The 26,637-nt window shown below is 59.7% G+C and carries 33 protein-coding genes; 5 read left to right on the forward strand and 28 right to left on the reverse strand.

Annotated features, from left to right (window positions below):
* Window positions 1-141: 141 nt before the first annotated feature.
* The 10 genes from rnc to DLM86_RS12170 form a co-directional block, all read right to left on the reverse strand.
* Window positions 142-840: a ribonuclease III gene (gene rnc / locus DLM86_RS12125; protein WP_110840292.1), complete on the reverse strand. Its 699-nt coding sequence runs from the start codon at window positions 838-840 to the stop codon at window positions 142-144.
* Window positions 841-906: 66 nt separating this feature from the next.
* Complete coding sequence (fabF, locus tag DLM86_RS12130; RefSeq protein ID WP_110840293.1) at window positions 907-2,145, reverse strand: beta-ketoacyl-ACP synthase II; 1,239 nt, start codon at window positions 2,143-2,145, stop codon at window positions 907-909.
* Between the two features lie 133 nt (window positions 2,146-2,278).
* Window positions 2,279-2,512 carry an acyl carrier protein gene (gene acpP, locus DLM86_RS12135; protein ID WP_110840294.1) on the reverse strand — a complete coding sequence of 78 codons (234 nt, stop codon included), beginning with the start codon at window positions 2,510-2,512 and terminating at the stop codon, window positions 2,279-2,281.
* A 103-nt stretch (window positions 2,513-2,615) separates the two neighbouring features.
* Complete coding sequence (gene fabG / locus DLM86_RS12140; RefSeq protein ID WP_110840295.1) at window positions 2,616-3,359, reverse strand: 3-oxoacyl-[acyl-carrier-protein] reductase; 744 nt, start codon at window positions 3,357-3,359, stop codon at window positions 2,616-2,618.
* Window positions 3,360-3,371: 12 nt separating this feature from the next.
* Window positions 3,372-4,328, reverse strand: coding sequence for an ACP S-malonyltransferase (gene fabD / locus DLM86_RS12145; protein WP_110840296.1), 957 nt, complete (start codon window positions 4,326-4,328; stop codon window positions 3,372-3,374).
* A gap of 30 nt (window positions 4,329-4,358) precedes the next feature.
* Window positions 4,359-5,345 carry a beta-ketoacyl-ACP synthase III gene (locus DLM86_RS12150; protein WP_110840297.1) on the reverse strand — a complete coding sequence of 329 codons (987 nt, stop codon included), beginning with the start codon at window positions 5,343-5,345 and terminating at the stop codon, window positions 4,359-4,361.
* A 1-nt stretch (window position 5,346) separates the two neighbouring features.
* Window positions 5,347-6,348, reverse strand: coding sequence for a phosphate acyltransferase PlsX (gene plsX / locus DLM86_RS12155; RefSeq protein WP_110840298.1), 1,002 nt, complete (start codon window positions 6,346-6,348; stop codon window positions 5,347-5,349).
* Window positions 6,332-6,928 (reverse strand): transcription factor FapR, encoded by a 597-nt coding sequence (fapR, locus tag DLM86_RS12160; RefSeq protein WP_110840684.1) that lies wholly within the window; start codon window positions 6,926-6,928, stop codon window positions 6,332-6,334. Before fapR ends, plsX begins: the two co-directional genes overlap by 17 nt.
* A gap of 261 nt (window positions 6,929-7,189) precedes the next feature.
* On the reverse strand, window positions 7,190-7,363 hold the full coding sequence (gene rpmF / locus DLM86_RS12165) for a 50S ribosomal protein L32 (protein WP_110840299.1): 174 nt from the start codon (window positions 7,361-7,363) through the stop codon (window positions 7,190-7,192).
* Window positions 7,364-7,387: 24 nt separating this feature from the next.
* Window positions 7,388-7,903 carry a YceD family protein gene (locus tag DLM86_RS12170; RefSeq protein WP_146250201.1) on the reverse strand — a complete coding sequence of 172 codons (516 nt, stop codon included), beginning with the start codon at window positions 7,901-7,903 and terminating at the stop codon, window positions 7,388-7,390.
* Between the two features lie 335 nt (window positions 7,904-8,238).
* Between DLM86_RS12170 and DLM86_RS12175 the strand changes: the two genes are divergently transcribed.
* Window positions 8,239-9,564, forward strand: coding sequence for a tRNA(Met) cytidine acetate ligase (locus tag DLM86_RS12175; RefSeq protein ID WP_110840301.1), 1,326 nt, complete (start codon window positions 8,239-8,241; stop codon window positions 9,562-9,564).
* 61 nt (window positions 9,565-9,625) lie between these two features.
* On the opposite strand, the gene DLM86_RS12180 is transcribed toward DLM86_RS12175, so the two are convergent.
* Entirely contained in the window at window positions 9,626-10,774 is a 1,149-nt protein-coding gene (locus DLM86_RS12180) for a SepM family pheromone-processing serine protease (RefSeq protein WP_245954555.1), read from the reverse strand.
* A gap of 117 nt (window positions 10,775-10,891) precedes the next feature.
* Between DLM86_RS12180 and DLM86_RS12185 the strand changes: the two genes are divergently transcribed.
* On the forward strand, window positions 10,892-12,199 hold the full coding sequence (locus tag DLM86_RS12185) for a sporulation protein (protein ID WP_110840302.1): 1,308 nt from the start codon (window positions 10,892-10,894) through the stop codon (window positions 12,197-12,199).
* A 3-nt stretch (window positions 12,200-12,202) separates the two neighbouring features.
* Here DLM86_RS12185 and coaD read toward each other — a convergent pair whose 3' ends face one another.
* From coaD to DLM86_RS12215, 6 genes are all read right to left on the reverse strand, one after another.
* Window positions 12,203-12,715 (reverse strand): pantetheine-phosphate adenylyltransferase, encoded by a 513-nt coding sequence (gene coaD / locus DLM86_RS12190; RefSeq protein ID WP_110840303.1) that lies wholly within the window; start codon window positions 12,713-12,715, stop codon window positions 12,203-12,205.
* A 69-nt stretch (window positions 12,716-12,784) separates the two neighbouring features.
* Window positions 12,785-13,333: a 16S rRNA (guanine(966)-N(2))-methyltransferase RsmD gene (gene rsmD, locus DLM86_RS12195; RefSeq protein ID WP_110840304.1), complete on the reverse strand. Its 549-nt coding sequence runs from the start codon at window positions 13,331-13,333 to the stop codon at window positions 12,785-12,787.
* A gap of 354 nt (window positions 13,334-13,687) precedes the next feature.
* A complete protein-coding gene (locus DLM86_RS12200; protein WP_110840305.1) occupies window positions 13,688-14,527 on the reverse strand; it encodes a DUF2935 domain-containing protein in 840 nt (279 codons plus the stop codon).
* Between the two features lie 242 nt (window positions 14,528-14,769).
* Complete coding sequence (locus DLM86_RS12205; RefSeq protein ID WP_110840306.1) at window positions 14,770-15,216, reverse strand: GNAT family N-acetyltransferase; 447 nt, start codon at window positions 15,214-15,216, stop codon at window positions 14,770-14,772.
* Between the two features lie 232 nt (window positions 15,217-15,448).
* Window positions 15,449-15,574 carry a hypothetical protein gene (locus tag DLM86_RS32990; protein ID WP_281272128.1) on the reverse strand — a complete coding sequence of 42 codons (126 nt, stop codon included), beginning with the start codon at window positions 15,572-15,574 and terminating at the stop codon, window positions 15,449-15,451.
* Between the two features lie 178 nt (window positions 15,575-15,752).
* Entirely contained in the window at window positions 15,753-16,775 is a 1,023-nt protein-coding gene (locus DLM86_RS12215; protein WP_110840307.1) for an SGNH/GDSL hydrolase family protein, read from the reverse strand.
* A gap of 270 nt (window positions 16,776-17,045) precedes the next feature.
* Here DLM86_RS12215 and DLM86_RS12220 point away from each other — a divergent pair, with 270 nt between their 5' ends.
* The gene (locus DLM86_RS12220) at window positions 17,046-17,300 is read left to right on the forward strand and encodes a hypothetical protein (RefSeq protein ID WP_245954557.1); all 255 of its coding nucleotides are present in this window, start codon (window positions 17,046-17,048) and stop codon (window positions 17,298-17,300) included.
* Window positions 17,301-17,361: 61 nt separating this feature from the next.
* Here DLM86_RS12220 and DLM86_RS12225 read toward each other — a convergent pair whose 3' ends face one another.
* The 4 genes from DLM86_RS12225 to DLM86_RS12240 all read right to left on the reverse strand — a co-directional run bounded on the left by DLM86_RS12225 (window position 17,362) and on the right by DLM86_RS12240 (window position 20,016).
* The gene (locus DLM86_RS12225) at window positions 17,362-18,021 is read right to left on the reverse strand and encodes an HAD family hydrolase (RefSeq protein WP_110840686.1); all 660 of its coding nucleotides are present in this window, start codon (window positions 18,019-18,021) and stop codon (window positions 17,362-17,364) included.
* Between the two features lie 53 nt (window positions 18,022-18,074).
* Complete coding sequence (locus DLM86_RS12230) at window positions 18,075-18,743, reverse strand: HAD family hydrolase (RefSeq protein WP_110840308.1); 669 nt, start codon at window positions 18,741-18,743, stop codon at window positions 18,075-18,077.
* Window positions 18,744-18,757: 14 nt separating this feature from the next.
* Entirely contained in the window at window positions 18,758-19,438 is a 681-nt protein-coding gene (locus DLM86_RS12235) for a DUF4269 domain-containing protein (RefSeq protein WP_110840309.1), read from the reverse strand.
* Window positions 19,439-19,533: 95 nt separating this feature from the next.
* A complete protein-coding gene (locus DLM86_RS12240; RefSeq protein ID WP_110840687.1) occupies window positions 19,534-20,016 on the reverse strand; it encodes a GNAT family N-acetyltransferase in 483 nt (160 codons plus the stop codon).
* A 97-nt stretch (window positions 20,017-20,113) separates the two neighbouring features.
* Between DLM86_RS12240 and DLM86_RS12245 the strand changes: the two genes are divergently transcribed.
* Window positions 20,114-20,578, forward strand: coding sequence for a GNAT family N-acetyltransferase (locus DLM86_RS12245; RefSeq protein ID WP_110840310.1), 465 nt, complete (start codon window positions 20,114-20,116; stop codon window positions 20,576-20,578).
* A 56-nt stretch (window positions 20,579-20,634) separates the two neighbouring features.
* Here DLM86_RS12245 and DLM86_RS12250 read toward each other — a convergent pair whose 3' ends face one another.
* The 6 genes from DLM86_RS12250 to DLM86_RS12275 all read right to left on the reverse strand — a co-directional run bounded on the left by DLM86_RS12250 (window position 20,635) and on the right by DLM86_RS12275 (window position 24,907).
* Window positions 20,635-21,048: a GNAT family N-acetyltransferase gene (locus tag DLM86_RS12250; RefSeq protein WP_245954559.1), complete on the reverse strand. Its 414-nt coding sequence runs from the start codon at window positions 21,046-21,048 to the stop codon at window positions 20,635-20,637.
* 74 nt (window positions 21,049-21,122) lie between these two features.
* The gene (locus DLM86_RS12255) at window positions 21,123-21,878 is read right to left on the reverse strand and encodes a class I SAM-dependent methyltransferase (protein WP_110840689.1); all 756 of its coding nucleotides are present in this window, start codon (window positions 21,876-21,878) and stop codon (window positions 21,123-21,125) included.
* Between the two features lie 45 nt (window positions 21,879-21,923).
* Window positions 21,924-22,514: a CDP-diacylglycerol--glycerol-3-phosphate 3-phosphatidyltransferase gene (pgsA, locus tag DLM86_RS12260; RefSeq protein WP_245954561.1), complete on the reverse strand. Its 591-nt coding sequence runs from the start codon at window positions 22,512-22,514 to the stop codon at window positions 21,924-21,926.
* Between the two features lie 104 nt (window positions 22,515-22,618).
* Window positions 22,619-23,161: a GNAT family N-acetyltransferase gene (locus DLM86_RS12265; protein ID WP_342773080.1), complete on the reverse strand. Its 543-nt coding sequence runs from the start codon at window positions 23,159-23,161 to the stop codon at window positions 22,619-22,621.
* A 210-nt stretch (window positions 23,162-23,371) separates the two neighbouring features.
* Window positions 23,372-24,310, reverse strand: a complete 939-nt coding sequence (locus tag DLM86_RS12270; protein ID WP_110840311.1) for a 5'-nucleotidase — start codon at window positions 24,308-24,310, stop codon at window positions 23,372-23,374.
* An 18-nt stretch (window positions 24,311-24,328) separates the two neighbouring features.
* On the reverse strand, window positions 24,329-24,907 hold the full coding sequence (locus DLM86_RS12275; RefSeq protein WP_110840312.1) for a GNAT family N-acetyltransferase: 579 nt from the start codon (window positions 24,905-24,907) through the stop codon (window positions 24,329-24,331).
* 139 nt (window positions 24,908-25,046) lie between these two features.
* On the opposite strand from DLM86_RS12275, the gene DLM86_RS12280 reads away from it, so the two are divergent.
* Window positions 25,047-25,469 carry a DUF6220 domain-containing protein gene (locus DLM86_RS12280; RefSeq protein WP_110840313.1) on the forward strand — a complete coding sequence of 141 codons (423 nt, stop codon included), beginning with the start codon at window positions 25,047-25,049 and terminating at the stop codon, window positions 25,467-25,469.
* Between the two features lie 70 nt (window positions 25,470-25,539).
* On the opposite strand, the gene DLM86_RS12285 is transcribed toward DLM86_RS12280, so the two are convergent.
* A complete protein-coding gene (locus DLM86_RS12285) occupies window positions 25,540-26,448 on the reverse strand; it encodes an NADP-dependent oxidoreductase (protein ID WP_110840314.1) in 909 nt (302 codons plus the stop codon).
* Between the last annotated feature and the right edge of the window lie 189 nt (window positions 26,449-26,637).

The raw sequence follows: 26,637 nt of genomic DNA on the forward strand, positions 1-26,637 counted from the left end.
ATTCGACCGATTGGCCGATTGAAGGGCGATTCGCCGTTTACGGGGAAGGCGGCGACGTTCGTTCGTCGTCCGGACGCGGCATTCGCCGCCTGCCGGCTTCGAGTCGTGCCGTCCGGGCTGCCTGCCGCTTTTACCCTCGCCTCACGCCTTCTGCATCTCGTTAAGCCGCGCGAGCGCTTGAGAGGCGGCCCGCTGCTCCGCATCCTTCTTCGAACGGCCGGAGCCGGTGCCGAGCATCCGCTCGTCCATCCATACTTCGGAGACGAACTCCCGGTCGTGCGCCGGTCCCCGCTCCTCCACGATCCGGTATTCGACGGCCCCCATGCCCCGCCGCTGCGCGAATTCCTGCAGCTTCGTCTTATGGTCGCCCGTCAAAAGCAGCGTATCCTCCGGCAGAAACGGAAACAGGTGCGCCTGCAAAAACGACCGGACCGCCTCCAGCCCTTGATCCAGATAGAGCGCGCCGACGAACGATTCGAACACGTCGGCTAGCAGCGCCGGACGGGTACGGCCGCCCGTCAGCTCCTCTCCTTTGCCGAGAAACACGCAGGCGCCGAAGTCGAGCCGTTCCGCAAACTGGACGAGCGACGGCTCGCAGACGATCGAGGCCCGCTGCTTCGTCAGCTCCCCTTCCGGGCGCTCCGGATACGTGCGGTACAAATATTCCGAAACCGTCAGCTGCAGGACGGCGTCGCCCAAAAATTCGAGCCGCTCGTTGTCCTGCGTATCTTGCGTCCGCTGCTCGTTGACGTAGGAGGAGTGGGTAAACGCTTGCTTCAGCAAGCGGGGATCGCGAAACGCGATGCCCAGCTCGGCCTGCAGCTTCTTCAATGTTTTCACGCAAATCCACCGCCTATCGTTAGCGAATCCCGTAGTAGGATTCGCCCGCTTCGGCTCCGTTTATTCTCATTCGGCGAAGCGCTTCAAAATGATCGTCGCGTTATGGCCGCCGAAGCCGAACGAGTTCGACATGGCGATCTTGACGTCGGCTTCGCGAGGTACGTTCGGCACGTAGTCGAGATCGCATTCCGGATCTTGGTTGTCGAGATTGATCGTCGGCGCGATTTTGCCCCGCTGCAGCGTAAGTCCGGTAATGACCGCCTCCACGCCGCCGGCCGCGCCCAGCAAATGGCCCGTCATCGACTTCGTCGAGCTGACCGCCACCTTGTACGCATGGTCGCCGAGCGCCTTCTTGATCGCGATCGTCTCCGACTTGTCGCCGACCGGCGTCGACGTGCCGTGCGCATTGATGTAATCGATCTCGGCCGGCTCGATGCCCGCGTCCCGGATCGCCCGCGACATGCAGCGCGCCGCGCCTTCCGGATCGGGATCGGTCATATGGTACGCGTCGCCGCTCATGCCGTAGCCGATGACCTCGGCATAGATGCGGGCGCCGCGCTTCTTCGCATGCTCCAGCTCCTCCAGGATGAGGATGCCGGCGCCTTCGCCCATGACGAAGCCGTCGCGGTCGACGTCGAACGGCCGGCTTGCCTTCTCCGGCTCCTCGTTGCGCGTCGACATGGCGCGCAGCGCGCAAAAGCCGGCCATGCCGGTCGGACGGATCGTCGCTTCCGCGCCGCCGCATATCATGACGTCGGCGTCGCCGCGCTGGATCAGCTTGTACGAATCGCCGATCGAGTGCGTGCCCGTGGCGCATGCCGTAACCGCCGTACTGTTCGGACCTTTCGCGCCGAACAGCATGGAGATTTGTCCCGAAGCCATGTTCGCGATCATCATCGGGATGAAGAACGGGCTGACCCGCTTCGGTCCTTTCTCCAGCAATATTTTATGCTGCTCTTCCCATGTGCCGAGACCGCCGATGCCCGATCCGACGTAAACGCCGCACCGTTCCGGATCCGTATCCCGCTCGATGTCGAGACCGGCGTCCTTCATGGCGGACTGGCTGGCCGCTACGGCGAACTGCACGAAGCGGTCCATGCGTCGAGCTTCCTTTTTGTCGATGTAATCTTCCGGATTGAAATCGTGGATTTCCGCGGCGATGCGGGTCGTGAACTCGCTTACGTCGAACGATTCGATGAGCGAGACGCCCGATTTGCCGGCCATCAGGTTGTTCCAAAACGTATCCAATTCGTGTCCCAGGGAAGACATGACGCCCATCCCGGTAATGACGACTCTCCGTTTCATGAGTTCCACCTCTTCGACTTCAACGACTTTGGGACTCTATCGAAAGCTTCGGCCGGGGGCCGAAGAATCGTTTGCACGCCTTAATGAGGAGAAGTCCCGTTCCTCAGGCGAAAACGGGACTTTAAACTTGCGTTTAGGTATGAGACTTTATGTATTCTACTACCTCTCCTACACTGGTAATCTTCTCGGCATCTTCGTCGGAAATTTCCAAATCGAACTCGTCTTCCAACTCCATTACCAATTCGACTACGTCGAGGGAATCTGCACCTAAATCGTCTTTGAACGATGCTTCGAGGGTGACTTCAGATTCTTCAACCCCTAGGCGATCGACTACAATTCGCTTCACGCGGTCATAAATATCGGACATCCGGTTCACCTCCTCTGTGTATTATACGAGAAACGAAAGCAAAATGCCATACCTGTCCGACGAAGCGGCCGCACCGGACAAGGAGCGGCACGTTTCGACGCGTTTATCCCATGTACATGCCGCCGTCGACATGAAGCGTCTGGCCCGTCATATAAGCGGAATCGTCGGACGCCAGAAACCGGACGACGCGCGCGATATCGTCGGGCTGCCCGAGCCGGGCGAACGGAATTTGCTGCATCATCTGCTCGCGCAGCTCCGGCGTCAGCTTGTCGGTCATGTCGGTTTCGATGAACCCCGGCGCGACGGCATTGACGGCGATGTTGCGCGAAGCGAGCTCGCGCGCCGCCGACTTGGTCAAGCCGATGACGCCGGCTTTGGCGGCGACGTAGTTCGCCTGACCGGCGTTGCCGAGCGCGCCTACGACCGACGAAATGTTGATGATTTTGCCCGAGCGCTGCTTCATCATCGGACGCGTCACCGCCTTGATGCAGTTGAACACGCCTTTCAGGTTCGTATTGATAACTTGGTCAAATTCTTCCTCTTTCATGCGCATGATCAAGTTGTCCCGCGTAATGCCCGCGTTGTTGACGAGAATGTCGATCTTCCCGAACTTCTCGAGCACGAGCTTCACCATCTCCTCGACCTGCGCCGAAGACGCGACGTCGGCCTGCACCTTGATCGCGCGGCGGCCCAAGCTCTCGATGTGGCGGACCACTTCCTCGGCCGCCTGCTCGCTGCCCGCATAATTGACCGCTACGTCGGCGCCCGCCTCGGCGAGACTGACGGCGATCGCCCGGCCGATTCCTCTAGAGGCGCCGGTTACGAGCGCCACTTTCCCTTCCAGCATCGCAGTTCCTCCTTATCGGGACGTTTGTCGCGCGGTCTGCCAATCGGCGGCGAACTTATCGAGCGCCTCTCGGCCGTTGATCGACACGACCTGTACCTGCTTGTCCACCTTTTTGATCAGACCGGCCAGGACGGTGCCGGAGCCGATCTCCACGAACGTATCGACGCCCTGCGCGATCATCCAGGAGACGCTGTCCTCCCACAGGACGGGGGAGACGACCTGATCGACGAGCAGACGCCGGATGTCCTCCGCTTGAAGCACCGAGTCCGCCGTCACGTTGGCGACGACGGGCACGCGCGCGTCGTTCATCGGCACGCCGGCAAGCGTGCCGGCCAGCCGATCCGCCGCCGGCTGCATGAGCGACGAGTGGAACGGGCCGCTCACCTCGAGCGGAATGACCCGCTTCGCCCCGGCTTCCTTCCCGCGCTCGACGATCGCCTGGACGCCCGCGGCGCTGCCGGACACGACGATTTGGCCCGGGCAGTTGACGTTCGCCATCTCGACGACGCCGATCTCCTCCGTCACCTTGCGGCACAGCTCGGCCAACTGCTCGCGGTCGGCGCCCAATACGGCCGCCATGCCGCCTTGACCGCTCGGCACCGCCTGCTCCATGAATTCGCCGCGCGCCCGAACGGTGCGCACCGCGTCCTCGAACGAGAGGACGCCGCCCGCCACCAGCGCGGAATATTCGCCGAGGCTGTGACCCGCGACAAAGTCCGGCTCGATGCCGAGCTCCAGCACCGCCTGCAAAATCGCGACGCTTGTCGTCAGCAAGGCCGGCTGCGTATTGGCCGTTTTTTTCAATTCGTCCTCGGGACCTTGGAATATGAGCTCGGTCAGCTTGAACCCGAGCGCCTCGTCCGCTTTGTCAAAGATGGACTTCGCGCCCGCGTGGCTGTCGTAAATATCTTTGCCCATGCCGACGGCTTGGGCCCCTTGACCGGGGAATACGAATGCGATCCGTTTCATGATTCGTGTCTCTCCTTTCGCCTGACCGGCCTACCACACCAGGACGGATGCGCCCCACGTCAAACCGCCGCCGAAGCCGACGAACAGCAGCGTGTCGCCTTCCTTGACCCGGTTTTCCCGCACCGCCTCGGCGAGCGCGATCGGAATCGACGCCGCGGACATGTTGCCGTACCGGTTAATGTTGACGACGCATTTGTCCTCGGGCAGCTCGAGCCGCTCGAGCGCCGATTGGATGATGCGGATGTTCGCCTGATGCGGGATGAGCAGGTCGATGTCGCCCTTCTCGACGCCCGCCTTGCGAAGCGCTTCCTCGGCCGCGCTCCCCATGATTTTGACCGCGAACTTGAACACTTCCTTGCCGGCCATATAAATGTACTGCTGCTTCTCGTCGAGCACCTGCTGGCTGATCGGATGGCGCGAGCCGCCGCCGCACGCCTTGAGCAAATGGCCGCCGGAGCCGTCGGCGCCAAGCTCGAACGACCGGAAGCCGCGTCCTTCCGGAACTTGTCCGATGACGACGGCGCCCGCCCCGTCCCCGAACAGGATGCACGTGTTGCGGTCCGTGTAGTCCGTAATTTTGGACAAGCATTCCGCCCCGATGACGAGCGCGTTTTTGTACATGCCGCTTGCGATCAGCGCGGACGCGTTGGCCAGCCCGTAGATGAAGCCGGAGCAAGCGGCGGACAAGTCGAACGCCGCCGCTTTCTTCGCTCCCAGCCTGTCCTGCAAAATGCAGGCCGTCGACGGAAACGACATATCCGGCGTAATCGTGGCGACCACGATCAGCTCCACGTCCTCGGGCGCGACGCCGGCGTTGCCGAGCGCTTCGAGCGCCGCTTCGTACGCCAAGTCCGAGGACGCCTGCTCCTTCGAGGCGATGCGCCGCTCGCGGATGCCGGTGCGGCTGACGATCCACTCGTCGTTCGTCTCGACCATTCGCTCCAAGTCTTGATTCGTCAACACCCGCTCCGGCACGTACATGCCCGTTCCGAGTATTCCTACCGGTATCCCGTTCATCTTATCCCTCTCGCTTCCTGCTGGTTTCCGTAGAGATCGCCTCGACCAGTCGATTCGCCAAGGCGATGCGCGCTTGCCGGACGGCGTTTTTGATCGCGTTGGCGTCGGAGGAGCCGTGGCTTTTCAGCACGAGGCCGTCGATGCCGAGCAGCGGCGCCGCCCCATGCTCGCCGTAATCCATTTTTTTCTTGAAAGCGGACAGCCCGGGCTTCAGCACCGCAGCCGCCAGCTTGCTCATGAACGAACGGGTGAACTCGGTTTTGAGCGCGGAAAAAATCGCCCCCACCGTTCCTTCCATCGCCTTCAGCATAATGTTGCCGACGAAGCCGTCGCAGACGAGCACGTCGCAATTGCCGTGAAGCACGTCGCGCGACTCCACGTTGCCGACGAAATGGATCGGGGCTTGTTCCAGTAAAGGATATGCCGCTTTCGTCAATTCATTCCCTTTCATCGCTTCCGTGCCGACGTTCAACAGCCCGACTCGCGGCTTCGGAAGGCCGTGCACCTTGTTGCGGTAAATGGAGCCCATAATGGCGTACTGGAGCAGCTGCTCCGGCGTGGCGTCCATGTTGGCCCCCAAGTCGAGCGCCAGCACGCCGCTCCCGTCCATCGTCGGGAGCATCGGCGCAAGCGCCGGCCGCTCGATGCCGTCGATTCGGCCGACGACGAGCAGCGCCGTCGTCATGAGCGCGCCGGTATTGCCCGCCGATATCATCGCGTCGGCCTCGCCTTCGCGGATGAGCCTGCCGGCGACGACCATCGAGGCGTCCTTTTTCCGGCGGACCGCCTTGACCGGCTCGTCGTCGGCGGCGATCACGTCGGACGCGTGACGGACCGATACGTTCGCCGGCTTCGCCCCGGCCGGCATGAGCGCGCGGATCCGCTCCTCGTCGCCGACGAGCACGATGTCGACATCGCTCCATTCCTTCGCCGCAAGCAGCGCCCCTTCCACCGTCGCATCCGGCGCGTGATCGCCTCCCATGGCGTCAATCGCGATTCGCATGCCGCTCTTCCCCTCTTTCGCTCAATTCGTTCGCGAAGCGATAGATCAAAAAGTTGCCCTGGAATACCATTTCCTCGCCGACGTACGTAAACACTTCGACCTTCGCTTTACCTTTTTGTCCGGTCATGGACCGGACGTACGCTTTCGCGATGCATTTCTCTCCCAGCTTCACCGATCGGATGAACCGGATGTCCGCCGAAGCGGTCAGCGCCATCTCGTTGTTGACGACGGCGATCGCCAGCGAATTCGCCTGAGCGAAAATGTGATGGCCCCGCGCGATTTTCGTCCGGGAGAAGACGTGCTCCTCCTTGATCTCGAACATCGAAATTCCGCTTTTGTCCAGCTGCAGGTCGATGATGTCCCCGATGACCTCGTGCAGCGGCAGCGACCGGACTTGGTCGTACGTCCGTTCCGCCATCAGCTTCAGCCGTTCCCGAAGCTCCGGTATGCCGAGCTCCAGCCGGTCGAGGCGAATCGTCTGGATGCTCACCTTGAATATGCGCGTAAGCTCTTCGTCGGTGACGAACGGGTTTTGTTCGAGCTCCTTCGCCAGCATCTGTTGTCTTTGGCGCTTCGGCAAACGTTCGATAACGGGCACCGCCTTTTCGTTGTGACGCGGTCGTATCCTTAAACCGGTCTATTTCGCTGTATGATGAATCGACGCATCGATTATTACCAGGTACTAAACGTTAGTATATATAATTCCCGGGCAAAAAGAAAGCCCCGTCGTCGAGACGGAGCCGAAACGGCTTGTCGCCGGCCGTTATTCTTCCCGGGACCTACCTGAAAAAAGAAAAAAGCACCTCACCGAAATGAAGTACCTTTTGCATCTTGCCGATTGTTATTGCTTCACGATCTCTCTGCCTTTGTACGATCCGCACACTTTGCAAACGCGGTGAGCGAGCTTCAGTTCGCCGCAGTTGTCGCATTTGACCATGCCCGGTACGGACAATTTAAAGTGAGTACGGCGTTTGTCGCGACGGGTTTTCGATGTTTTACGAAAAGGAACTGCCATATTCCCACCTCCTTCACCAGGTCTTTACGTTTCGCTTCCTTGGTCCAGCCATTGCTGCAAAACGGCCAATCGCGGATCGATTCGCGCTTCCGGTCGGGCCGCGGGATCGATATTGAGATTTGCCCCCGTTTCCGGGTTCAAGCCTTTGCACTCCGGTTCGCATACCGGAACGTAAGGCAAACCGAGTTGTACGCTCTCTTCGATATACGGCGTCAAATCGACGACGTCCTCGTCAAGTACGTGCACCTCTTCGTCGTCTTCGCCCGAACGGCTCTTCTCGCGCTTGAATCGTTCCCGAAACGGGATCGTCAGCCGCTGGCCGTAATGGCACAAGCAGCGCGAGCAGGCGAATTCGGCCGGCAGCGTCAGCGTTCCGGTCACGTCCACAACGTCGGAATGCGCCTTCGCCAGTACGTCGACGTGAAGCGGTTCGACCCGGAGCACGTCGGTCCGGCCTTCCATGAGGCCGCCGATGTCCAAGTCTTCGATGCGTCGGACCTGTCCCGATTTGGAGAGCAAGTCCCGAATGTTCAGCTGCACGTTAATCACTCCAAACAAACATAGACTATTATATCGACTCTATTCCTCTTTTGTCAACATTTTGCGTCCATGATATAGTAAAGTTACCCCAAAAAGTGAAGACGGCCTCCGCAGCGTATGCCGATTACTTTCCGGGGACCCCGGATACTTATCCCCACAAAGTGACGCATCCCTAACGAAGCTTATTCCGATTACTTTGCGGGGACCCCGGATGCTTTACCCCAAAAAGTGAAGACGGCCTCCGCAGCGTATGCCGATTCCTTTCCGGGGACCCCGGATACTTATACCCACAAAGTGACGCATCTCCTACATATGAGGAAAGAAAGGCGGAATCCATGAAAACCGTCGGCATGATCGTCGAATACAATCCGCTACACAACGGTCACGTATATCATTGCCAACAAAGCAAAATCGTATCAGGGGCCGACGCCGTCGTCGCCGTCATGAGCGGCAGCTTCCTGCAGCGGGGCGAGCCCGCACTCGTGAGCAAATGGGCCCGCACGGAGATGGCGCTCCGAATGGGAGCGGACCTCGTGCTCGAGCTGCCCGTCGCGTTCTCGACGCAGCCCGCCGAATGGTTCGCCTACGGCGCCGTATCCGCGCTCGAGTCTACGGGGGTCGTCGACGCGTTCTGCTTCGGCAGCGAGAGCGGCGATCTCGGCCTGCTGCAATCGGCCGCGCGCCGGCTGCACGCGACGGATCGCGACGCTCCGTATGCGAAAGCGGGCGCAGCCGGCGACGAAGCCGCACTTGCTTCGCCGGCCGACGGAGCCATGCCCTTCCGCGAAGCGATCCAGGCGCAGCTGAAAGCCGGCGCCAGCTACCCGTCCGCCTACGCGGCCGCTGCGGCCGGAACCGTATTGGACGGCGACGCCCCCGCCGACTGGCTCGCCCAGCCGAACAATACGCTCGGCCTCCATTACTTGGTCGCGCTGGAGCGGCTCGGCGGCACGATGCGGCCGTATACGATTCGCCGCCAAAAGGCGGAATATAACCAGACCGACATTACGGACGAACGGATCGCGAGCGCCACGGCGCTGCGCAAGCTGCTCGCCGACTCGACCGATCCGGCGGCGCTGCGGCCGTACGTGCCGAGCTACGTCGCGGACGTGCTGGACCGCGAGCTTCGGGCCGGACGGGCCCCTGTCGGGTGGGAGTCGCTGTTCCCTGCCTTGTTCGCCCGCCTCGCCGTCGTCCACCCGAAGGAGCTGGCCGAATACGGCGAAGTGACGGAAGGACTCGAGCACCGCATTCTCAAAGCCGTAACCGAAGTGAGGCCGGACGAAGGCGAGCCGTTCGAACAGCTGCTCCAAGCGCTGAAAACGAAGCGGTACACCCGCACGAAGCTTCAGAGAGCGTTGACCCGCATCCTGCTGAACCATCGGAAGGACGAGCTGACCCCGGACGCGCTGCGCGCCGGCGTCCCCTATTTGCGCGTGCTCGGCTTCTCCGACCGGGGCCGGACGCTGCTGCGCACGATGCGCAAGACGGCGTCGGTGCCGGTCGTCGCCAAAGCGGCGGCGTTCCGGCACCGGTTCCTGGACTTGGATATTCGCGCCGCCACCGTGCATGCGACCGCTTTTCGCCAGCCGACCCGGCGCGACTTGTATCGCGATTACTACGAGCCCCCGATACGGTTAACGGAGACGAGCCCCGACTGACGCTCACAATACAGCGGGGCCAGACGGGGGCGAACGCCTTGCCGCCGTTCGAGCCGAACGTTTACGTTTTCGGCTTCAAGCCTTCCAAATAACGGACCGCTTCGTCCAGCGTCGCCACCGGCACCACTTTCATCGGCGTTTTGATTTTCCGGGCTTGGTCGGCCGCATCCGACGCATTCGGCACGTCGGCGATCAAGTTGCACTCGCCTTTTTTGCGGTCGGCCGGTGCGAAAAAGATATCGGCCTTCTCCCGGTCCGCCGCCACGATTTTTTGCCGGATCCCCCCGATCGAGCAGACGTTGCCCTCCGGATCGATCGTCCCGGTGCCGGCGATCCGGTACCCTTTCGACAAGTCCCCCGGCGTCAATTGGTTGAAAATTTCCAGCGAAAACAGCAAACCGGCCGAAGGACCGCCAATCGCTCCTGCGTCGATCGTCACTTTTTTGTCTTCGTGCTCGGGAACGATCTCGAGAAGCTCCGCGGTTGTGATGCCGAAGCCGATCCGGCTCTCGTCCGGATTGGCGGCCGTTCCGGCCGCTCCGCCCGAGGCGGCTTTTCCTTTTTCTTTGTCGATCGCGTTCAAGTCTTTCAGCGTAACGGCCACTTTTTTCTCCGTTTGACCGCGCATGACCGTAATCTCGACCGTCTCCCCCGCTTTGCGCTGCTTGATCTCGTTCAATATGTCCTCGTGCCGGTGAATGTCCCGCGTCCCCACTCGGACGATCCGGTCGCCCGGATGCAAAAGGCCGAAGGCGGGATAGTCCTCGATCGTCTGCATGACGAGAACGCCCTGCGAGTCGATCGTGAACGGAATGGCGGCACGCTTGTAGGCCGCTTGGATGGCGCTGCTCTGCGAATCGAGCATGACGTATTCTTGGCGGGTCGAATATTCTTCCTCCGAACTCCCGCGCAGCACATCTTCCTTCTTGCGAATTTCGGCGTTCGGGCTCAGCTTCGCCGCGATGAAGCCGAATATGCTTGACCGGCCCATCGTGACCGTCGTCAGCATGAACGTCCCTTTCTCTTCGGCGTCGCCGTTTTTGACGCTGACCATCGGCTTCACTTCTTCCGCCGTCCCCGGCTTGTAGATGTAATATGGCACAGGGATGAAGTAGAACGCGTACACGATCGTCAGCGTCAGGAGAAACGTGGAGAGGAAGCTTCGCGTCCATATCAGTTTTTTGCGTTCTCTTCGGCGATGGTCGATCACCCGTCTGTCTCTCCTTTCCGGGCCGCCGGCCGGTCGTTGGGCTCAGCGGGCTTGGTCATAAAGCGTTTCGGCTTCGCGTACACATGTACCACCACCGTGTTTGGAGGCGATGAACCGATGCGATTCCCGACGTTCCGCACGAGAAGCCGCGAATTTACCGTTGCGCTTGCCGCGCTGACGGCCGTCTTGGTGCTCTCGATCATTGTATTTCCGGAACGTGCCTTTCAGTCCTCCTTGAACGGACTGTCGATATGGTGGAACGTCGTCTTCCCTTCGCTGCTGCCTTTCCTTATGCTGGGCGAGCTGATGACCGGCTTCGGCGCCGTCCGCGGACTCGGTACGCTGCTGGAGCCGCTCGTGCGGCTGCTGTTTCGTCTCCCCGGCATCGGCGGCTGGGCGATCGCGATCGGCGCCGTGGCGGGCATGCCCGCCGGAGCGGAGACGGTCGGCAAGCTCCGGCGGGACAATCTCGTCTCCCGCGAGGAAGGCGAAACGCTTCTCGCGGTGTCGCACGTAGCGAGTCCTTTTTTTCTGTTCACCGTTATCGGAGCCGGCTTCCTGCATAACCCCGCCACTGGAGCGGCCTTGGCCGTCATCCACTACGGCACGGCATTGTTAACCGGCCTGTTGCTGCGTTTCCGCCGAAGCAAGACGAGCATGGCAAGCGTCCCGGGCGCGGCGGATCGTCACTCGCTTCCGCGGGGCCGATGGAAAACGCCCGCTCCCCGCGAGCGGTCGCTAGTCGCCAGAGCTTTGGCGAATATGCATGAGGCCCGGCTCGAGGACGGCCGATCGTTCGGCAAGCTGCTGGGCGATTCCGTATCGGGCGCCATCCAGACGCTCATGATGATCGGCGGCTACATGATCGTCTTTTCCGTATTGGCAGGCGTTCTCGATACGATCGGGATCGTCCGAATCGCATCCGAAATCGTGGCCTTGCTTGCCCCGTCCTTGCGGGATACGGCCGAAACGGTCCGAGCCGTCTTCTCCGGCTTGCTGGAGCTGCACATCGGAACGAACCGGCTGAGCCGGCTCGACGGCGCCGACGTATGGATGGCCGCCATGGTCGGGGCGGCACTCGCATGGAGCGGAGCGGCCGTCCATTTCCAAGTGAAGACGGCGATCCGCCAGACCGATTTGCGCTACCGAACGTTTCTCGTCTCCCGTCTCGTTCATGCGACTCTCGCCTTCGCCGCCACGCCGATCGTATGGAAGCCCTTATCGGGTATGCTTCCCGGCGGCGCGGAAACGAGCTTCCTGCAGCTTACGGCCGAGACGACCGTCCCCCCGGCCGATCCGTTATCGGCTTGGGGCATCTGGAGCGACGTCCCGCACCGTATTCTCGTCCTCGCATCGGTCGTGGCGGCCATGGCTCTATTATCGATCATTTGGGCCGGTTTAAGCCGGACGGCCAAGACAACGTAGCCGTTATTCCCGCTCGTGCGCCTCAAATTTGACGCGAAGCGCCGTCTCGACTTCGGCCGGCACGAGATCGGACACCGGGCCGTTGAAGCGGGCGATTTCCTTCACGATGCTCGAGCTCAAGTACGAATACTGCGGGCTCGTCATCATGAAAAACGTCTCCACCTTGTCGTTCAGCTTATGGTTCAGCGACGCCATCTGCATTTCCGATTCGAAATCGGAAATGGCTCTCAGCCCTTTCACGATGACGTTGGCCTGCTTCTGGGACATGTAATTGATCAGCAAATCGCCGAAGCTGTCCACTTCGACGTTTTCGATGCCGCGCGTCGCCTCCCGGAGCAAATGCTTTCGCTCCTCGACGGTGAACAGCGGATTTTTTTTGCTGTTGTTCAGCACCGCCACGATCACCTTGTCGAACACTTGCGCCGCGCGGTGAATGATGTCCAGGTGCCCGAACGTAACCGGGTCGAAGCTGCCCGGGTAGACGGCGACCGTGTAGTCGTGTTTGATTTCGCTCATCGTCTCATCTCCTGGTCGGTATGGTCGTTTCATGCGGAATCGCTATGTAAAAAGAAGACGCTCCCGCGATTACATGCGGTAGACGGATACGGCGGTTTCCCCGTATTCGACGAGCCGCGTTCGAGTCGCATCGCCGATCTGCTCGGCGAAACGGTTCGCCGCGTCGTGTTCGACGACGATGACGGCGGCCGGCGCGAGCAAGTCCAGCTCCCGCATCGAGCCGATCAGCTCCTCGATCGCGGTCATTTTATAGGGGGGATCCAGAAAGACGAGATCGAACCGCACATTCCGTTTGCTAAGCGCCTTGAGCGCGCGGTAGGCGTCGTTGCGGTACACCTCCGCCTTGTCCGACAGCCGGGTCGCCTCCAGATTGGCCGTAACGACCTCCACGCTTTTTTTGTCGGCATCGACGAACACGGCGCGGTCCATGCCCCGGCTCAGCGCCTCGATCCCCAGTCCGCCCGTCCCGGCGAATAGATCGAGCACCGTCCCGCCGTCGAAATACGGGCCGATCATACTGAATATCGCTTCCTTCACTTTGTCCGTCGTCGGCCTCGTCCCCATGCCCGGTACCGCTTTGAGCGGTCTGCCTTTGGCCGATCCCGATATGACCCTCACGCTTGTCCCTCGCTTCCTCCGTGCCGGAATGCGGTAATGCGCCGCGTCGAATGACGGGGGCGAGCTGGCGAAATCCCGTCCCCACACGGCTTTGCTGTTGCTATCGTATCACAAACCGCAAATAAACCACAAAAATTTTGCGGAGCGATGTATATCTTTTTCCAAAACGGGCCATATTGAAGATATCGACATCCACAAAATGTCGTAGACAACCGCGGAGAAGACTTACGTTTCCCCATAAGCTCTTCGTCCGGTTTCTCCTCTCCCATGAGGGGGTCCGCGCAAGCGGCCCCCAAGACTATTCACCGCGAAGCCTTGTGCTTAGCGGTTTTTTTGTGCTTGTCCGGTCATTTTTCAGGGCGCGTTGGGAGCAAATGAGGAGACTTCGTGCGGGGCTGGGACAGGGTGTCCGGTCAAGCTTTTTTCAAACAAATCGATAATCAATAAGAACCGTTCCGCCTCGCGGAATACATGATCGGCCAAGAGGGGATGGATAATGCTCTTTATACGGCAAGCCTCAATTAATTCACGGGCAGTCCTTTTAAAATCACGAAGCGATTTGACAGAAACTTTATTCTGATCAAGGAACTGGTCAAGGAGAGGGCCAGTCTGAGATTGCGGGCGCATTGATTCCAAATCTCTTGCTTGAAATAGCAATTGGTCGAAATCATGGCTGAAATCGTTCGCTTGTTCGACCAGCTTCCGTTCGGATGGGTCAAGCAAATGGCTTATAAACTTCGCATGGTCAGCCATAATTCTCAAGAAAAATACATTTTCATCGATGATAGCGTCGGGCAGGGGCTCCAATTTCCCGCTGTTAAGCTCGGCTAAGCGATTTCGGAAATAATTTGCCTCCCTGCTCACATGATCGACCAATAACGGAAAATTCGTTCCGCCAGGCAGCTGACACGCCAAGATCAAACCTAGCACTTTCCGTTTGAAAGCCCAAATGTGAGATACGGCAACGAATGTTTCTTCGTTAAACCTCCGAATGGTATAAGGATCGGTTCCAATAGAGTAAGTATTTGCCCGATGTTCGATCGACTCGAACACCGCATAAAAATGATTTGCCTCCTGAATCAATTGAGTATCTTCGCACCGAAACCCCAGTTTGAGGAAAAAGGAGTGCTCTTTCATGATCCTTGACCAAAACAGCACTTCGTCCAACGAACGCGCAACAAAACCATCCGACATTCTGAACCCTCCCACGAAATCGTCTACCCGATAGTCTATGTGCATTCGCCTAATTGGTTCATGATTGCCACCGGTATTTTCAAGCGCATGGCAGTATGATCATGCGTCGCAGCGAAACGGGCGCGTTAGTACCTGATCGTCCTCCGATGTCACGTGAAGCGTGCCGAACAGCGACGCCAAACGGTCTCGATGACGGCATGCAAATAACCATACACACCCGTCGGTAAGCCCGGAGTCATCAATTAACGCGCAATTCGTTCCAGCCTCATTAAAGATACGGGGTCGGCATACTCTCTTAAGCACCAATCCAATTTCTCGAGAATCTTGGAAGGAACGTCGGATGTATCGTCGACTTTTTGAAAGCCATGTTTGGAGTAAAACGGACACAGCTTTTCAAAGGGGATGCAGTACAAATGTTCGGCCTTTATTGCCCGGAACCTGTGAACGAGAGCAGCGACAACCGAATCGGCAACCTTCAGTCCCCTGTACCACTCCAAAGTATAAATTCCGCCAAGTTCGTAAAGAAACGGATCCATCTTAACCAGCCTCCCGATCCCTGCTCGTTCGCCCAAGTAGTCGGCGATCAATACCAAGTCCGTTGCGGGAGCGGAAGGAACAAACCCGATCCTCTCATACTGTCGGTTAATCCATGCAAAATCTTCCGCTTTGGCTTCCTGAATCGTAATCATTGGATAACCCACTCCGCTAAAGAAACGTTTGAAGTACATGTACGGGATTCATTATACCGATTTTCGACTTGAAAATGGATGGAACGTTCAAATCATACTTAAACCATCCGCCGGCCTCGCAAGCGGCTGACGAGTAGTTGGGGGCGTACCCGGTCCTCACAAGTCATTCCGGACAGCACAAAACCCCGCCGGCCAGGCCGGCGGAGCATAAACATTTCCCGCTAATACTTCCTTATAAAAGCATCGATGAGGCAGCAACACGGATATCATCCAGCTGTTCGGCGATCAGATTCGCTTTGGTCTTCTTTCGAATGGATCCTTCCAATACGATTTGGATCTCTTGATCTTTGTCGATCAAGACGGAGACCACTTTCGGAGCGTTTGTAAGCAACCTACGACGACGGCACTTTGCAGCGGAGTTCAGTTGGGGGGAGCAGACTTTTTGTTGTTTTTCCCATTCTCCTTCGCTCCCGAGTTATCGCTTTCCGCAACAACCTCCCGGCACTTCCAACTTGGAAGAACGGACCGGTTTCCGTTCAGCGCGAGCCTGCCTGTTGCCTCAACCCGTACCGCTCCAACAGCGGCTGCATCACCTTGTCCCCGTAATTGGTGCCCATAATCGTATACCCCGTCCCGTCCGGATGCAGCTCGTCGGGCAAATGCTCGGCGTACGACTCGTCGAAAATGGTCATTCCGTCCACATAATGAAGACGGGTATCGCCCAATGCGGACATCGCCGCGACCGCTTCTTCGATTTCCTTCCGCATTTCGGTCAACGTAAACTCGACCGCATTCGGCGTCGTTTCCCGCGGCGGCGACCAGATCGGGGACATGAGCGCGATCGGCGTATCCGGATGCTTCTCCCGGACGATTTGGACGAAGCCGATGACGGCCGCCCGAAACGTTCGTTTGCCGAGCGAGCTGCCGCCGTAGACGTTGATGCCCACGCACATCGAAATCAAGTCGGCGTCCCGATCCCGGATCTGGCGAGCGACCATCGGTTCGAGATGACAGTTTCCGGAAAAGCCGAAACAGGTCAAATCGAGGCCGAACCGGCGCGCGACGAGCGCCGGCCACGTTCGCGCAGGGCTGAACGCGCCGCCGCACTGCGTGATGGAGCTGCCGTAGGCGATCCATCGGAGAGCCCGGCTTTCGGGCACGCGCCAGGCCGCTCCGTCGTCAATCCCGAGCGAACGGACGATTGTGGGCGCTTTTTGCGGCAAATAGATCTCGATCGTCTTGTCCCGCCCGGGAAGTTCGCCGAACGAGACGGCCGTCTGTCCGGGCTCCAGCCTCCGGGTGGCGATAAGCTCATCCTCGATCACGAGATCCACCTCGACCGGAATGCTCGACGGAGCCAGCTCCAGCGCAACGTTCGTCGTATCGCTCGCAAACGTTACCCGGACGCCTGCCGTTACCTCCGCCGTTCCGCCGATTCCGTTCGGTGGAAACAGCTCGAACAGGTCGTACGGAATACGCCACGGCTTCACTCCGCCTTCCTTCCGTTCCAGCGACACGGCACCCCGAAACAACGACGGCTCCAACACCATGCTTTGCATACGCTTCCACTCTCCGATTGGGAATTTCAAGTATATACCAACGATGTCACCCCAAGTGTAACACATCCCTCGCCTGCTTGGGCATCGTTTTCGGCCGCAGACGCGTGTCGAAGCCGTCGCCGAGTATTTCGCGGTCCATCGTCAGAAGCCCTTTCCCCGACTCGGCCGCCAATCGTATTTTTTCCGCGCCTACAAGGCGAATGTACAAACTGGGTGGACGTTTTTGCCGTATACTGTGATGAATCTCCCGCAAGAAAGGAGGTGCATCATATGTCCAAATGCTACAACCATTGTCCGGCGCAAACCGTGTACGATCCGCCCAGAGTCGTCTACCGCGACTTTTACCATCCCCAGCTCGTTCAAGTCATTCATCCGGTCGAAATCGTCAATCGCCATCATTGCGTGCCGGTTTACCAGCATCTCGTCACGTGCACGGTGAAGGACGAATATTGCGACAATCAAGCCTACATTAGCGTGAGAGGAAGAGCGGCTGTCAGCAGAGCGCGTTCCAGAGGCCGTCGATAGACTTTCCAATCGAAAGCGCCCCTGTCGACGACAGAGGCGCTTTCCAACGGTGCTGAAGGAGCTAAGCTTCCAAATACCCGAACAGCTCGCGCATCGAGCGGATATGCCCGATTGGGGCAACGCCCCGGCGTTCCAGTTCCCCGGGGTCCGCCCGGTAAGCGAGAAAAGGAACGCCCGCCTCTCCGGCCGCCTTGCCGTCGATCCAGGAATCGCCGACCGAGAGCCAGCTCGCGGCCGGAATGGCCGGATAACGCGCCAACAGAAGCCGAGCGCCCGAAGGCGACGGCTTCAACGCCTCCATCTGCTCGCGGCACGCCACATGGTCGAAATACCGGATAATCCCGGTTCGCTCCAACGCGTCCAACGCCGCGTCCTGCGCATTGTTCGTCAACACCGTCAGCGGCATCGTGCCGTGCAGCCGCTCCAACGTCTCCGGTACATAAGGCTCCAGACCGGCTCCGGCCATTCCTTCCCGTTCTCCCCGAACGACGATGTCCCATACCGCCGCTTCCAGCTCCGCGGACATGCCGTCCGTACGGCGCGCCGTTTCGATCAGCGTGGCGATCGTATGCTCCCGAACCGGAAACTCCGCCGGCAGCAAGCCGGTGTTCGTCAGCATGACGAACACGTCGTGCTTGATCCGCGGAAAATCGATCGCGGAGCGGAGCAGCGTGTTGTCCATGTCGAACATGATCGCATCGAACCGGAGCTTTCGCTTCATGACGTTCGTTCCTCCCGTATAGATGTCGTCCCGCCGAGCGAATGCGGCATAGTTCACTCGGCGCCGCCTCGCCCGGCCCATCGATCCAACTGGGCGAGCAGCTGTTCCGTATGCGTCACGTACAGATCCGGGGTCGTGTCGAACGTATGCGTCTGCACGTTCGCGAGCCAATGCGCCCCGATCGTAAACACGCCCGCCCCTTTGCCCGCGCGCATGTCCGCCTCGCTGTCCCCGACGAAAACGGTTCCGTCCGCGGTTGCGCCGAGCGCGTTCATGGCGGTCAAGACGCCCTCCGGATCCGGCTTCGGCCGCTTCATTTCGTCTCCGGAAACGGTCGTGTCGAAATAGTGCGCCATGCCGAGACGGTCCAGTGAAATGTCGAGGGCGTCCCGTCCTTTGCCCGTGACGATCCCGAGCCGGTATCCCCGTTCCTTCAGCCGGTCCAGCATCGTAACGATATTCGAGTCGGGACGCACCATCCGGTCGTGCTCCCTTGTATAAATGTCGTAAAAATGCCGAACCGCCTCTTCCGCCGCCTCCCGGTTGGCGAGATGTCGCCGAATGATGTCGGCCTCCGTCGGTCCGAACAACGCGACCACATCGGAGCCGGTCAAGGTTTTCCCGTCAAACTTCAAAAACGAATCGCCGATCGCATGGATGCAGATCGGCAGCGTATCGGCCAACGTGCCGTCGAAATCGAATAAGATGGTCGTAACGTTCATAAAAACGCTCCCGTCTAAACGTATTGAATGAAGGCGCGATTGTCGAATGACAGCTTTCTCAATTGATCGTCCGTCCGATCCGAGAGCATCAGCAGCGCCTCGTACGGATCCCCGTCCAATCGGAAATACCGGGCGAACGCGGGCTCGGTTTTCAAGCCTTCCCGCTTCAGCCGCCTGATCTCGCCCTTCAGCCTCTCGCCGTGCAGCTCGAGCAGCCGATGCTCCACCGACATATGCACGTAGCCGTTTTGCTGCAGCACCGGCTTCGCTTCCGCGTACAATTCGACCGGCAAGCCGTCGCATACGAACCGTACGACGACGTTCTCCCCGCGTCCGGACTTCGCCGGCTTACGCTTGCAGACGAATCCGTCGAGCCCGCCGAAGCATTGTTCCGCCGTACGGGCGAACGCATCGAAATCGGACGTCTCGCAAGCGATATCCAAGTCGCTTCCCTCGATGTCGATATCGATCGGAATCGTGCCGACGACGATCGGGCGAAACGGCTGCAACGATTCGAGCAGCCGATACCGGACGATCCGTTCGTAGGCGCCCCGTTGAGCCGGGGTTCCGCTGCGCAGGCGGTCGGCGTCGAACCGGCTCGCCGCCGGCAAGTCCGCAACGGACCGTTTGTCTGACGAGCGGCAGCCGTCCGGCAATGGTACCGATTTCGGGCGGTTCTTTTCGTGGCCGTTCATGGCTCCCTCCGTTCGATCGGAAACTGTGGGGCGGTTGATCCCATTATAGACGGAAACTTCCGCAAAACAAGTCTTTTTCTTTCGTCAAGAGTCGACTATATGGAAACGATCCGTTCGAATTCGATTTCGTGATCGATCGGAATCCCGTTCAGCCCGATCAACGGAATTTGCGGCTTGATCGCTCTCGCCTCGCGGACCGCATCGACGTGAAGGGCGCACATCCGGAAGCCACGCTTTTGGTAAAAGCGGATCGCCGGCGTATTGTCGTTCGTCGTCACGAGCCATACTCGCTTCCGCTTGCTCCTTGTTGCTTCGTCCACGACCGCCCGGACCAGCAGCGTGCCGATTCCTTGACACTCCCTCCAGCTGTCCAGCGTAACGATTTCGCATCCGGCGTTCGAGTAGGCGTACGTGACCAAGCCGACGATGTCGTCCGAATCGACGGCAACGTAACCCGGCAGCTCGTCGGCCCGATGTGCGTTCCCGCGCGATACCATGACCGGCGAGCCCCATTCCCGGGCGATCAGCTCCGCGACTTGAGGACGAAGCGAAGCCTCGATCGGTCGAATCGCGATCATCATGTGTTCACTCCCTGCTGAAAAAGAGTTGAATAATAATAAGTTAAGTGGTATTTTTATGCAGTAAAGAAATTCAAAAAAGCGAGGGCGATGACGAATGGTTTCGATCAAGCTAGCGACTCCGGACGATTCGGCGGAGGTGGCCGCGCTAGTCCGCCGGCTGATGGACGAAATATCGGAAAGAACCGGCAGCGCCGCTTTTCGGCTGCAGGAGCCGGAATCCAAATGCAGGCGTTATTTGGAGAACGGCATCTACACCGTCCTGTTGGCGAAAACGGCGGACGGCCGTACGATCGGCTTCTTGTCTCTGTGCGAAAGCCATTCCTTGTACGCCGACGGGCCGTTCGGCATCATTCAAGAGCTGTATCTGCTCCCCGAGCACCGCTCTTCCGGCAACGGCTCGGCCCTGTTGGACGAAGCGGTCGCCGTCGCGCGCGACAGAGGCTGGGGGAGGCTTGAAGTATGCACGCCGCCTCTGCCGGCGTTTGATCGCACATTCGCGTTTTACGGAAGGAACGGCTTCGACATCGCCGGAGGCCGGAAAATGAAAAGGCTGCTCTAACCGCGAGCAGCCGTCGGCGGGAGGCTTCCCTCGGCCTCTTACGCTCGAACCCTCGGTCAGACGTCCCTCGAATAAAGCAAAATGCCGTTTCTGCGCTCCCAGCCGCTCCCGGCCCAGTAGCGGTTGCCGATCTCGTTTCCCTCGAGCGCAAATAGATGACATTTGGATATTCCGGCTTCGCGCAAGCCGTCCAGGCAGCGCTCCACCATCCGTTTCGCGACGCCGCGGCCCCGGTACTCCGCCCGAACCGCCACATGATAAAGAAAGCCGCGTCTCCCGTCATGCCCGCATAACGCCGTTCCGATTACGGCTTCGTCCTCGACGCCCACGAAGCTCAGTCCGGGATTGCGCCGCAAAAACAGCTCCATGCTCCGTTCCGAATCGGCCTCGCTCAGCACGAGCCCTTCGGTGGCCCGCCACAACCCGATAGCGGCTTCGTAATCGTTCATGGTCATTTCCCTGATGTGCACGGGCACGCCTCCTATCGTCTCGGTGAATCCAAAACTACTTTCCCGGGAAAGCGCAGAATGCAGCAATCTGCGCGTTACGCTTCCTTTACAGCCGCTATGAAATAACGCTTCGCATTCGTACGAATCCCGTCCGGTCCGCCGAACTCGCGGACGAACGCGTCCAGCCTGCGGAAGTCGTCGTCCGTCCGGCCGAAGTCCGGCACGATCGGCGTATGCTTCAGCAAAAAGATCAAATCCTCAACCGTGCGATACGTCTCGACCGCATCGTATTCCCTTGCGTCGATCCGGGTAAACCCGGCCTCTTCGAGCCGTGCGATATATTCCCGCATGCCGCTGCCGTCTTCGACCCCGTCATGCTGACCGCGACCGAAGGCGCGCTTCACGTTCGCTTTGTCCGCCTCGCCGACTTGCTGGGTGACGAGCCTTCCGCCCTTCTTCAACACGCGCGCCGCCTCGCGCGCATCGAACGGCGCATGCCTCGCGCATACGACGTCGAAGAAGCCGTCCGGAAACGTCAGCCGCTCGGCTTCCATCCGGTGAAACCGGACGTTGCGCTTGCCGGATTCGACGGCGTTTCGCTCGGCCGTCGCGATCATGCCCGCCGACCGGTCGATACCGATCACCAGCATGACTTCATCCGCCAGCGGCAGTATCCGCTCGCCCCCACCTGTCCCGAGATCGAGCACGATGTCGGTCTTGACGCAGCGGTTCTTCACTTCTTCGGCGTAATCCCACGTTTCCCCTGTCACGCTCACCTGAAGACGGCTGAAATTCCAGCCGTTCAATAGCCCGACTCGATCGTAGAACGACCGATACTCCCGCTCCTTCACCTTCATACCTCCTTGCGCGCCGTTTCGATGAATCGCCGCAATTCCTCAACCTGCCCGAAGCGTCGCGTAATTGCTGCGAATATAATGAAAGCCCGACAATACCGTTGCCGCAACCGCTGCGGCCATCAGCCAGCCTCCCGCCGCTTCCACCCCGTCCATCGCGGCGGGAGCGGACTGCCCGAGCATAACGACGGCCAGCGCCGCCACTTGCAGCACCATCTTCCATTTGCCGAACCGGTCCGCCGCCAGGACGATCCCTTTCGCCGCGGCAAGCAGACGAACGGACGTGATAACCGCCTCCCTGCCGATCAGGACGACGGCGATCCACGGGACGAGATGGCCTCCTTGTACGAGCAGGATCAATACGGTTAACACGAATAGCTTGTCGGCAAGCGGGTCGAGCAGCTTCCCGAGATTTGTAACTTGATCGTATCGTCTCGCCACGTATCCATCCAGCTTATCCGTTGCGGCTGCGACCAGAAAGACGATTAATGCCGTTATCATTCCGTATTCGTCCACTAGCCGGATGAGCTCGTATCGCTCCGACATCCATGCCGGATAAGGCTGCATCAGAACGACCAAGAGCGGCAGCAAGGCGATTCGCGCGATCGTAATGCGGTTGGCGGCGTTCATCATCTGCCTCGTTCCCCCCTTTCGTTTGCGTACAAATTCGTTCCGCTACCATTTCGTAATAATCTTTGTATAATGCAACCATTTCTTCAACCGACGCTTCCAAGCGTTCATTCCGTCTCCTCCTTGTCCGACAAGGTCCAAAACGATTCCGGATATCGGAGCTCCCCTCCGATCTCTTGCAAAGCGCCCTCGCGCAATTCGCGTACCATGAAGACGTCGTCCGGGACGCGAAATTGCTTCAGTTCGAGGCCGGCTTCCTTGGCCGGCCTGAAGCCGAAACGCGGGTAGTAGTCCGGATGACCGATCAAGCATACGACCTCGAAACCGAGCCGGACGCATCGTTCGAACCCTTCTCCGATCAACGCTCGTCCGATCCCCTTCCTCTGCTCTTCGGGCAAGACGGCAATCGGAGCCAACACGACGGCTTCGTGCCGGCGTTCCCCATCGACGATCTCGGCCTTGCTCAGCAGGAGGTGGCCGACGACCCGCCCGTTCCGTACCGCGACCAGCGACAGCTCCGGGATGAAGCCGGCCGAGCCCCGAATCCGCTCGACAAGCCGGGACTCCGTCTCCCTGCCGCCGAACGCCTCCCTATTCAGCCGAAATACGGCGTCATGATCGTTCGCCGTCTCCGTTCGAATTAAGATCAAACCCACCCGCTCCTTCCGCATGCCGTACGTTCGGCTTTCGATTCGCATCGACCATTAGGCTCGGCCGCTTTTGACCGGGAGCGCCTCTCGGGCCTGCAGACGGTGCAGCCGCAGCGTCAACCTTGCATCGGCTTCAGTTTGACGCAAGGCGGCTCTCTTTACTATGCCGAAAACGGTTATGTCCGTTTTTTCGCCTTTCTCATCGCCGACTCATCGCCGCAGGCTCGTACGGTTCATCACCCCGAACGGAACGTGTACGGACGGCGCGATTCTCGCCACGCCCTGAATATGCCCGGCCTGATCGTCGAAAAAAATGTGCGGCTTGAAAATTTGCAGCACCCGGCTCTTGGCGATGCCGCCGAGGAAAAACGCTTCGTCGACCCGAATGTCCAGCTGCCGGAGCGTAGAGATGACCCGTTCGTGGGCGGGCGCGTTGCGCGCCGTGGCGATGGCGATGCGAACCTTCGGCTTGTAGCCGGGGTCCGTTTTCGCTTTGTCGATTTCCCGTTTCTGGAGCTTGCCGATCTCCACGAAAAACTTCAGCAGCGGACCGGCCGGAAGCGGCTCTCCCGCCTTGCCCCGCTCGTGGCGGTGGAACAAGTCCAACGCTCCCCGCTGAAACACTTGCTCCGCGGAATCGTCGGCGATAATGCCGTCGAAGTCGAATGCGAGCCGCAGCTCCTCGTCGCTCTCGTCGTCGACGAAATCGGTCGGAAAGACGCAGCCGGCCGGGAAGCCGTGCTCCATCGCCTCTTGCACGTCCGTCGGATTGCCGGAGAGAAACAGCGAAGCGTTCAAGGCGCCCATATATTCGAACGGATTTTTCCCCGCCACGAAAACCGCGCGCGTAATCGGCAAGCCGTAAGTCTCGATCGATTTGAACACCCGAAGCCCCGTATCCGGATCGTTGCGCGACAGCAAGACGACTTCGACGGGACGGTCGCCGGCCGACTCCTCGTTCAAGCTGAGCAATCGTTTGATGAGAGGGAAGGCAACGCCGGTATGCAGCTTCTCGTTCTCGTGCTCGCGCTGGTAGCGGCGGTACTCTTCTTCGCCCTTTTCCCGAAAAATGCGGTCGGATTCGGACAAATCGAACAGCGCGCTCGATGCGACCGCGATGACGAACTTTTCTTCGATATCGTAGGACATGCTGGTCAGCCTTTCGGTTTAAGTTGCGGGATTGCCGAATCCTTCGTCCGAATCTCCCTCTCCTCCATTGTACCCGTTAAGCGCGACGTCATCGAGCCTTTTCCAGCCGAATGCGACTTCGGCCAAAAGCTCCTCGCCGATCCGCTCTTCTTTGCGAAGGAACCTTTCGCCCCCGAGCTTCCGATAGAAGGCGACAGCCCGGTTCCGCTCCAATACCCATACCATCATCGATTGGAACCCGTTCCGTTTCAAGGCGGCCGCCGCTTCGCCGACCAGCCTCGTTCCGAGCCCGATTCCTTGATAATCCTTCAACATGTAGATCGCGTACAGTTCCCCGTCGTAGCCCGAGTCTTCCGTCCGGCATCGGCCGCAACTGGCGAAGCCGACTATATGGCCTTCCCGGTCCTCCGCAACAAACACGATCGCGTCCGGATTCGACTGCCCGAGCGTCCGCTCCCACATCGCTTTCCTCCGGCCGACGGACAGGTTGGACAAGTAGTCGTCCGAAACGATCCCTGCGTACGTCGTCCGCCAGCTTTCCACATGGACGCGGGCCAGCGCCTCGGCGTCGTCGATCGTCGCCTCCCTGATTCGCATCGCTGCACTCCTCCTTGGCTTACGGCACACCTTTCACGGAAGCCGTAACGGTTGATCACAAGTTTACAACATTTGAGAGTTATAGTGAACGATAGATTGCAAATGGCTGCGATCCGAGACTTGACGGGAGGAATGAACGATGGAAACGATAAGGAAAAAGAAGCCGGGCGGACGCGGGCAGGTGCCGAGACTCGTCTATGCGGCATTGGCTTGGGGGATGGTCGGCTGCTTGGTGGCGCAAACGTTTTTGGCCGGCATGGCGATTTTCAACAACCCGGAGCACTGGGGCAACCACGCGCGTTTCGTTCATCTGTTCGAATGGATTCCGATTCTGATGCTGATCGTATCTTGGGCCGGACGGCTGCCGAAAGGGACGGGACGGCTTAGCTTCGCATTGTTCGCGCTCGTCTTTTCCCAATACATGACCGCGAATGTGCCCGCGGCGGGCGCGCTGCACCCCGTTATCGCCATGGCGCTCGTCCTGCTGTCCGTTCACGTTGCCGTGCGGGCGACCAAATGCTTTGGGGACAACCTGATACCCGAGGAAAACGCGGGTGCATAAGAAAAAGGCACAGGATACGTTCTGTGCCTTTTTGCCATTCCGGCCGCCGACTCGCGGCGCCCCGTCCTCTTTATTCCGTTAAAAGAACGACCTTCCCCCGGACGTGTCCGGTTTCGACCTCCCGGTGCGCCTCGGCCGCTTCGCTCATCGGGAACGACTTCCAGATATGGATCCGCAGCTTCCCTTGCTCGTACAGCTCGACCAGCTCGGCCAGCCGTTCCGCCGTACGCTGGCTTTGCAGCCATCGGGCGCCGAGCCGTTCCGCCAGCTCGGCATCGACCAGCGTGCCGACCCGGCTTTTATCGGCTACAAGCTCGACGGAGACGAGAAGCGCATCGCCTCCGACGGCGTCCAGCGCCGCATCGACGCCGTTCGGGGCGAGCGCCCGTACGCGTTCCGCGAGGCCTTCCCCGTATGCAACGGGAATGGCGCCGAGCGCGCGAAGATAGTCGTGGTTGCGCGGGCTGGCGGTGCCGATGACCGTAGCCCCCCACGCCCGTGCCAGCTGTACCGCCACCGTCCCGACGCCTCCGGCGGCCGCATGCACGAGCACGGTATCGCCGCGGCCGACGCCGAGCAGCTGCAGCGCCCGATGGGCGGTTTGCCCGGACGCCGACAGGACGCCGGCCTCTTCCCACGGCATGCTCTTCGGCTTCGCGACGACCTGGTCGCTCCCGACGACGACGTATTCGGCGTAGCAAGACATCGGCGCCCAGCCGAGCACCTCGCTTCCGACGGCGAATCCGGCTGCGCCGTCGCCGACTTGGTCGATGACGCCCGCAAACTCGTTCCCCAGCTTTTGCGGAAACTTCACCGGGTACATCGGCCACGGTCCGCTGCGCACGGCGGTATCGAACGGCTGCACGCCGGCCGCCTTGACTCGGACTCGTACTTGGCCCGGCCCCGCCTGCGGCTCGTCCGTCTCTTCCCATTGCAGCACGTCCGGCGGTCCGAAAGTATGGAACACGATCGCTTTCATCGATAGATCCTCCTTCTGCGGAGGGGAAACCTCCCCTTGATCATGAATAACCGCAAAGCTCTGTTATAGAAGGCGAATAGGGTTGCCTGCCTGCATGGGAATATTTTATAATGAGTTTTAAATATTGGATAATACATATTAAACATCATATCAATATACTAAAGTATATGAATGAAATGGAGTTGAGCC

This window comes from Paenibacillus flagellatus (genome assembly GCF_003217775.1).
Classification (GTDB): domain Bacteria; phylum Bacillota; class Bacilli; order Paenibacillales; family NBRC-103111; genus Paenibacillus_AB; species Paenibacillus_AB flagellatus.

What these genes read in the sequence shown, in the direction of transcription:
- fabF (WP_110840293.1), bottom strand. Translation starts at nt 2,145, where the DNA reads ATGAAACGGAGAGTCGTCATTACCGGGATGGGCGTCATGTCTTCCCTG.
- acpP (WP_110840294.1), bottom strand. Translation starts at nt 2,512, where the DNA reads ATGTCCGATATTTATGACCGCGTGAAGCGAATTGTAGTCGATCGCCTA.
- fabG (WP_110840295.1), bottom strand. Translation starts at nt 3,359, where the DNA reads ATGCTGGAAGGGAAAGTGGCGCTCGTAACCGGCGCCTCTAGAGGAATC.
- fabD (WP_110840296.1), bottom strand. Translation starts at nt 4,328, where the DNA reads ATGAAACGGATCGCATTCGTATTCCCCGGTCAAGGGGCCCAAGCCGTC.
- DLM86_RS12150 (WP_110840297.1), bottom strand. Translation starts at nt 5,345, where the DNA reads ATGAACGGGATACCGGTAGGAATACTCGGAACGGGCATGTACGTGCCG.
- plsX (WP_110840298.1), bottom strand. Translation starts at nt 6,348, where the DNA reads ATGCGAATCGCGATTGACGCCATGGGAGGCGATCACGCGCCGGATGCG.
- rpmF (WP_110840299.1), bottom strand. Translation starts at nt 7,363, where the DNA reads ATGGCAGTTCCTTTTCGTAAAACATCGAAAACCCGTCGCGACAAACGC.
- DLM86_RS12175 (WP_110840301.1), top strand. Translation starts at nt 8,239, where the DNA reads ATGAAAACCGTCGGCATGATCGTCGAATACAATCCGCTACACAACGGT.
- DLM86_RS12185 (WP_110840302.1), top strand. Translation starts at nt 10,892, where the DNA reads ATGCGATTCCCGACGTTCCGCACGAGAAGCCGCGAATTTACCGTTGCG.
- coaD (WP_110840303.1), bottom strand. Translation starts at nt 12,715, where the DNA reads ATGAGCGAAATCAAACACGACTACACGGTCGCCGTCTACCCGGGCAGC.
- DLM86_RS12200 (WP_110840305.1), bottom strand. Translation starts at nt 14,527, where the DNA reads ATGTCGGATGGTTTTGTTGCGCGTTCGTTGGACGAAGTGCTGTTTTGG.
- DLM86_RS12205 (WP_110840306.1), bottom strand. Translation starts at nt 15,216, where the DNA reads ATGATTACGATTCAGGAAGCCAAAGCGGAAGATTTTGCATGGATTAAC.
- DLM86_RS12215 (WP_110840307.1), bottom strand. Translation starts at nt 16,775, where the DNA reads ATGCAAAGCATGGTGTTGGAGCCGTCGTTGTTTCGGGGTGCCGTGTCG.
- DLM86_RS12220 (WP_245954557.1), top strand. Translation starts at nt 17,046, where the DNA reads ATGTCCAAATGCTACAACCATTGTCCGGCGCAAACCGTGTACGATCCG.
- DLM86_RS12225 (WP_110840686.1), bottom strand. Translation starts at nt 18,021, where the DNA reads ATGAAGCGAAAGCTCCGGTTCGATGCGATCATGTTCGACATGGACAAC.
- DLM86_RS12230 (WP_110840308.1), bottom strand. Translation starts at nt 18,743, where the DNA reads ATGAACGTTACGACCATCTTATTCGATTTCGACGGCACGTTGGCCGAT.
- DLM86_RS12235 (WP_110840309.1), bottom strand. Translation starts at nt 19,438, where the DNA reads ATGAACGGCCACGAAAAGAACCGCCCGAAATCGGTACCATTGCCGGAC.
- DLM86_RS12240 (WP_110840687.1), bottom strand. Translation starts at nt 20,016, where the DNA reads ATGATCGCGATTCGACCGATCGAGGCTTCGCTTCGTCCTCAAGTCGCG.
- DLM86_RS12245 (WP_110840310.1), top strand. Translation starts at nt 20,114, where the DNA reads ATGGTTTCGATCAAGCTAGCGACTCCGGACGATTCGGCGGAGGTGGCC.
- pgsA (WP_245954561.1), bottom strand. Translation starts at nt 22,514, where the DNA reads ATGATGAACGCCGCCAACCGCATTACGATCGCGCGAATCGCCTTGCTG.
- DLM86_RS12270 (WP_110840311.1), bottom strand. Translation starts at nt 24,310, where the DNA reads ATGTCCTACGATATCGAAGAAAAGTTCGTCATCGCGGTCGCATCGAGC.
- DLM86_RS12275 (WP_110840312.1), bottom strand. Translation starts at nt 24,907, where the DNA reads ATGCGAATCAGGGAGGCGACGATCGACGACGCCGAGGCGCTGGCCCGC.
- DLM86_RS12280 (WP_110840313.1), top strand. Translation starts at nt 25,047, where the DNA reads ATGGAAACGATAAGGAAAAAGAAGCCGGGCGGACGCGGGCAGGTGCCG.
- DLM86_RS12285 (WP_110840314.1), bottom strand. Translation starts at nt 26,448, where the DNA reads ATGAAAGCGATCGTGTTCCATACTTTCGGACCGCCGGACGTGCTGCAA.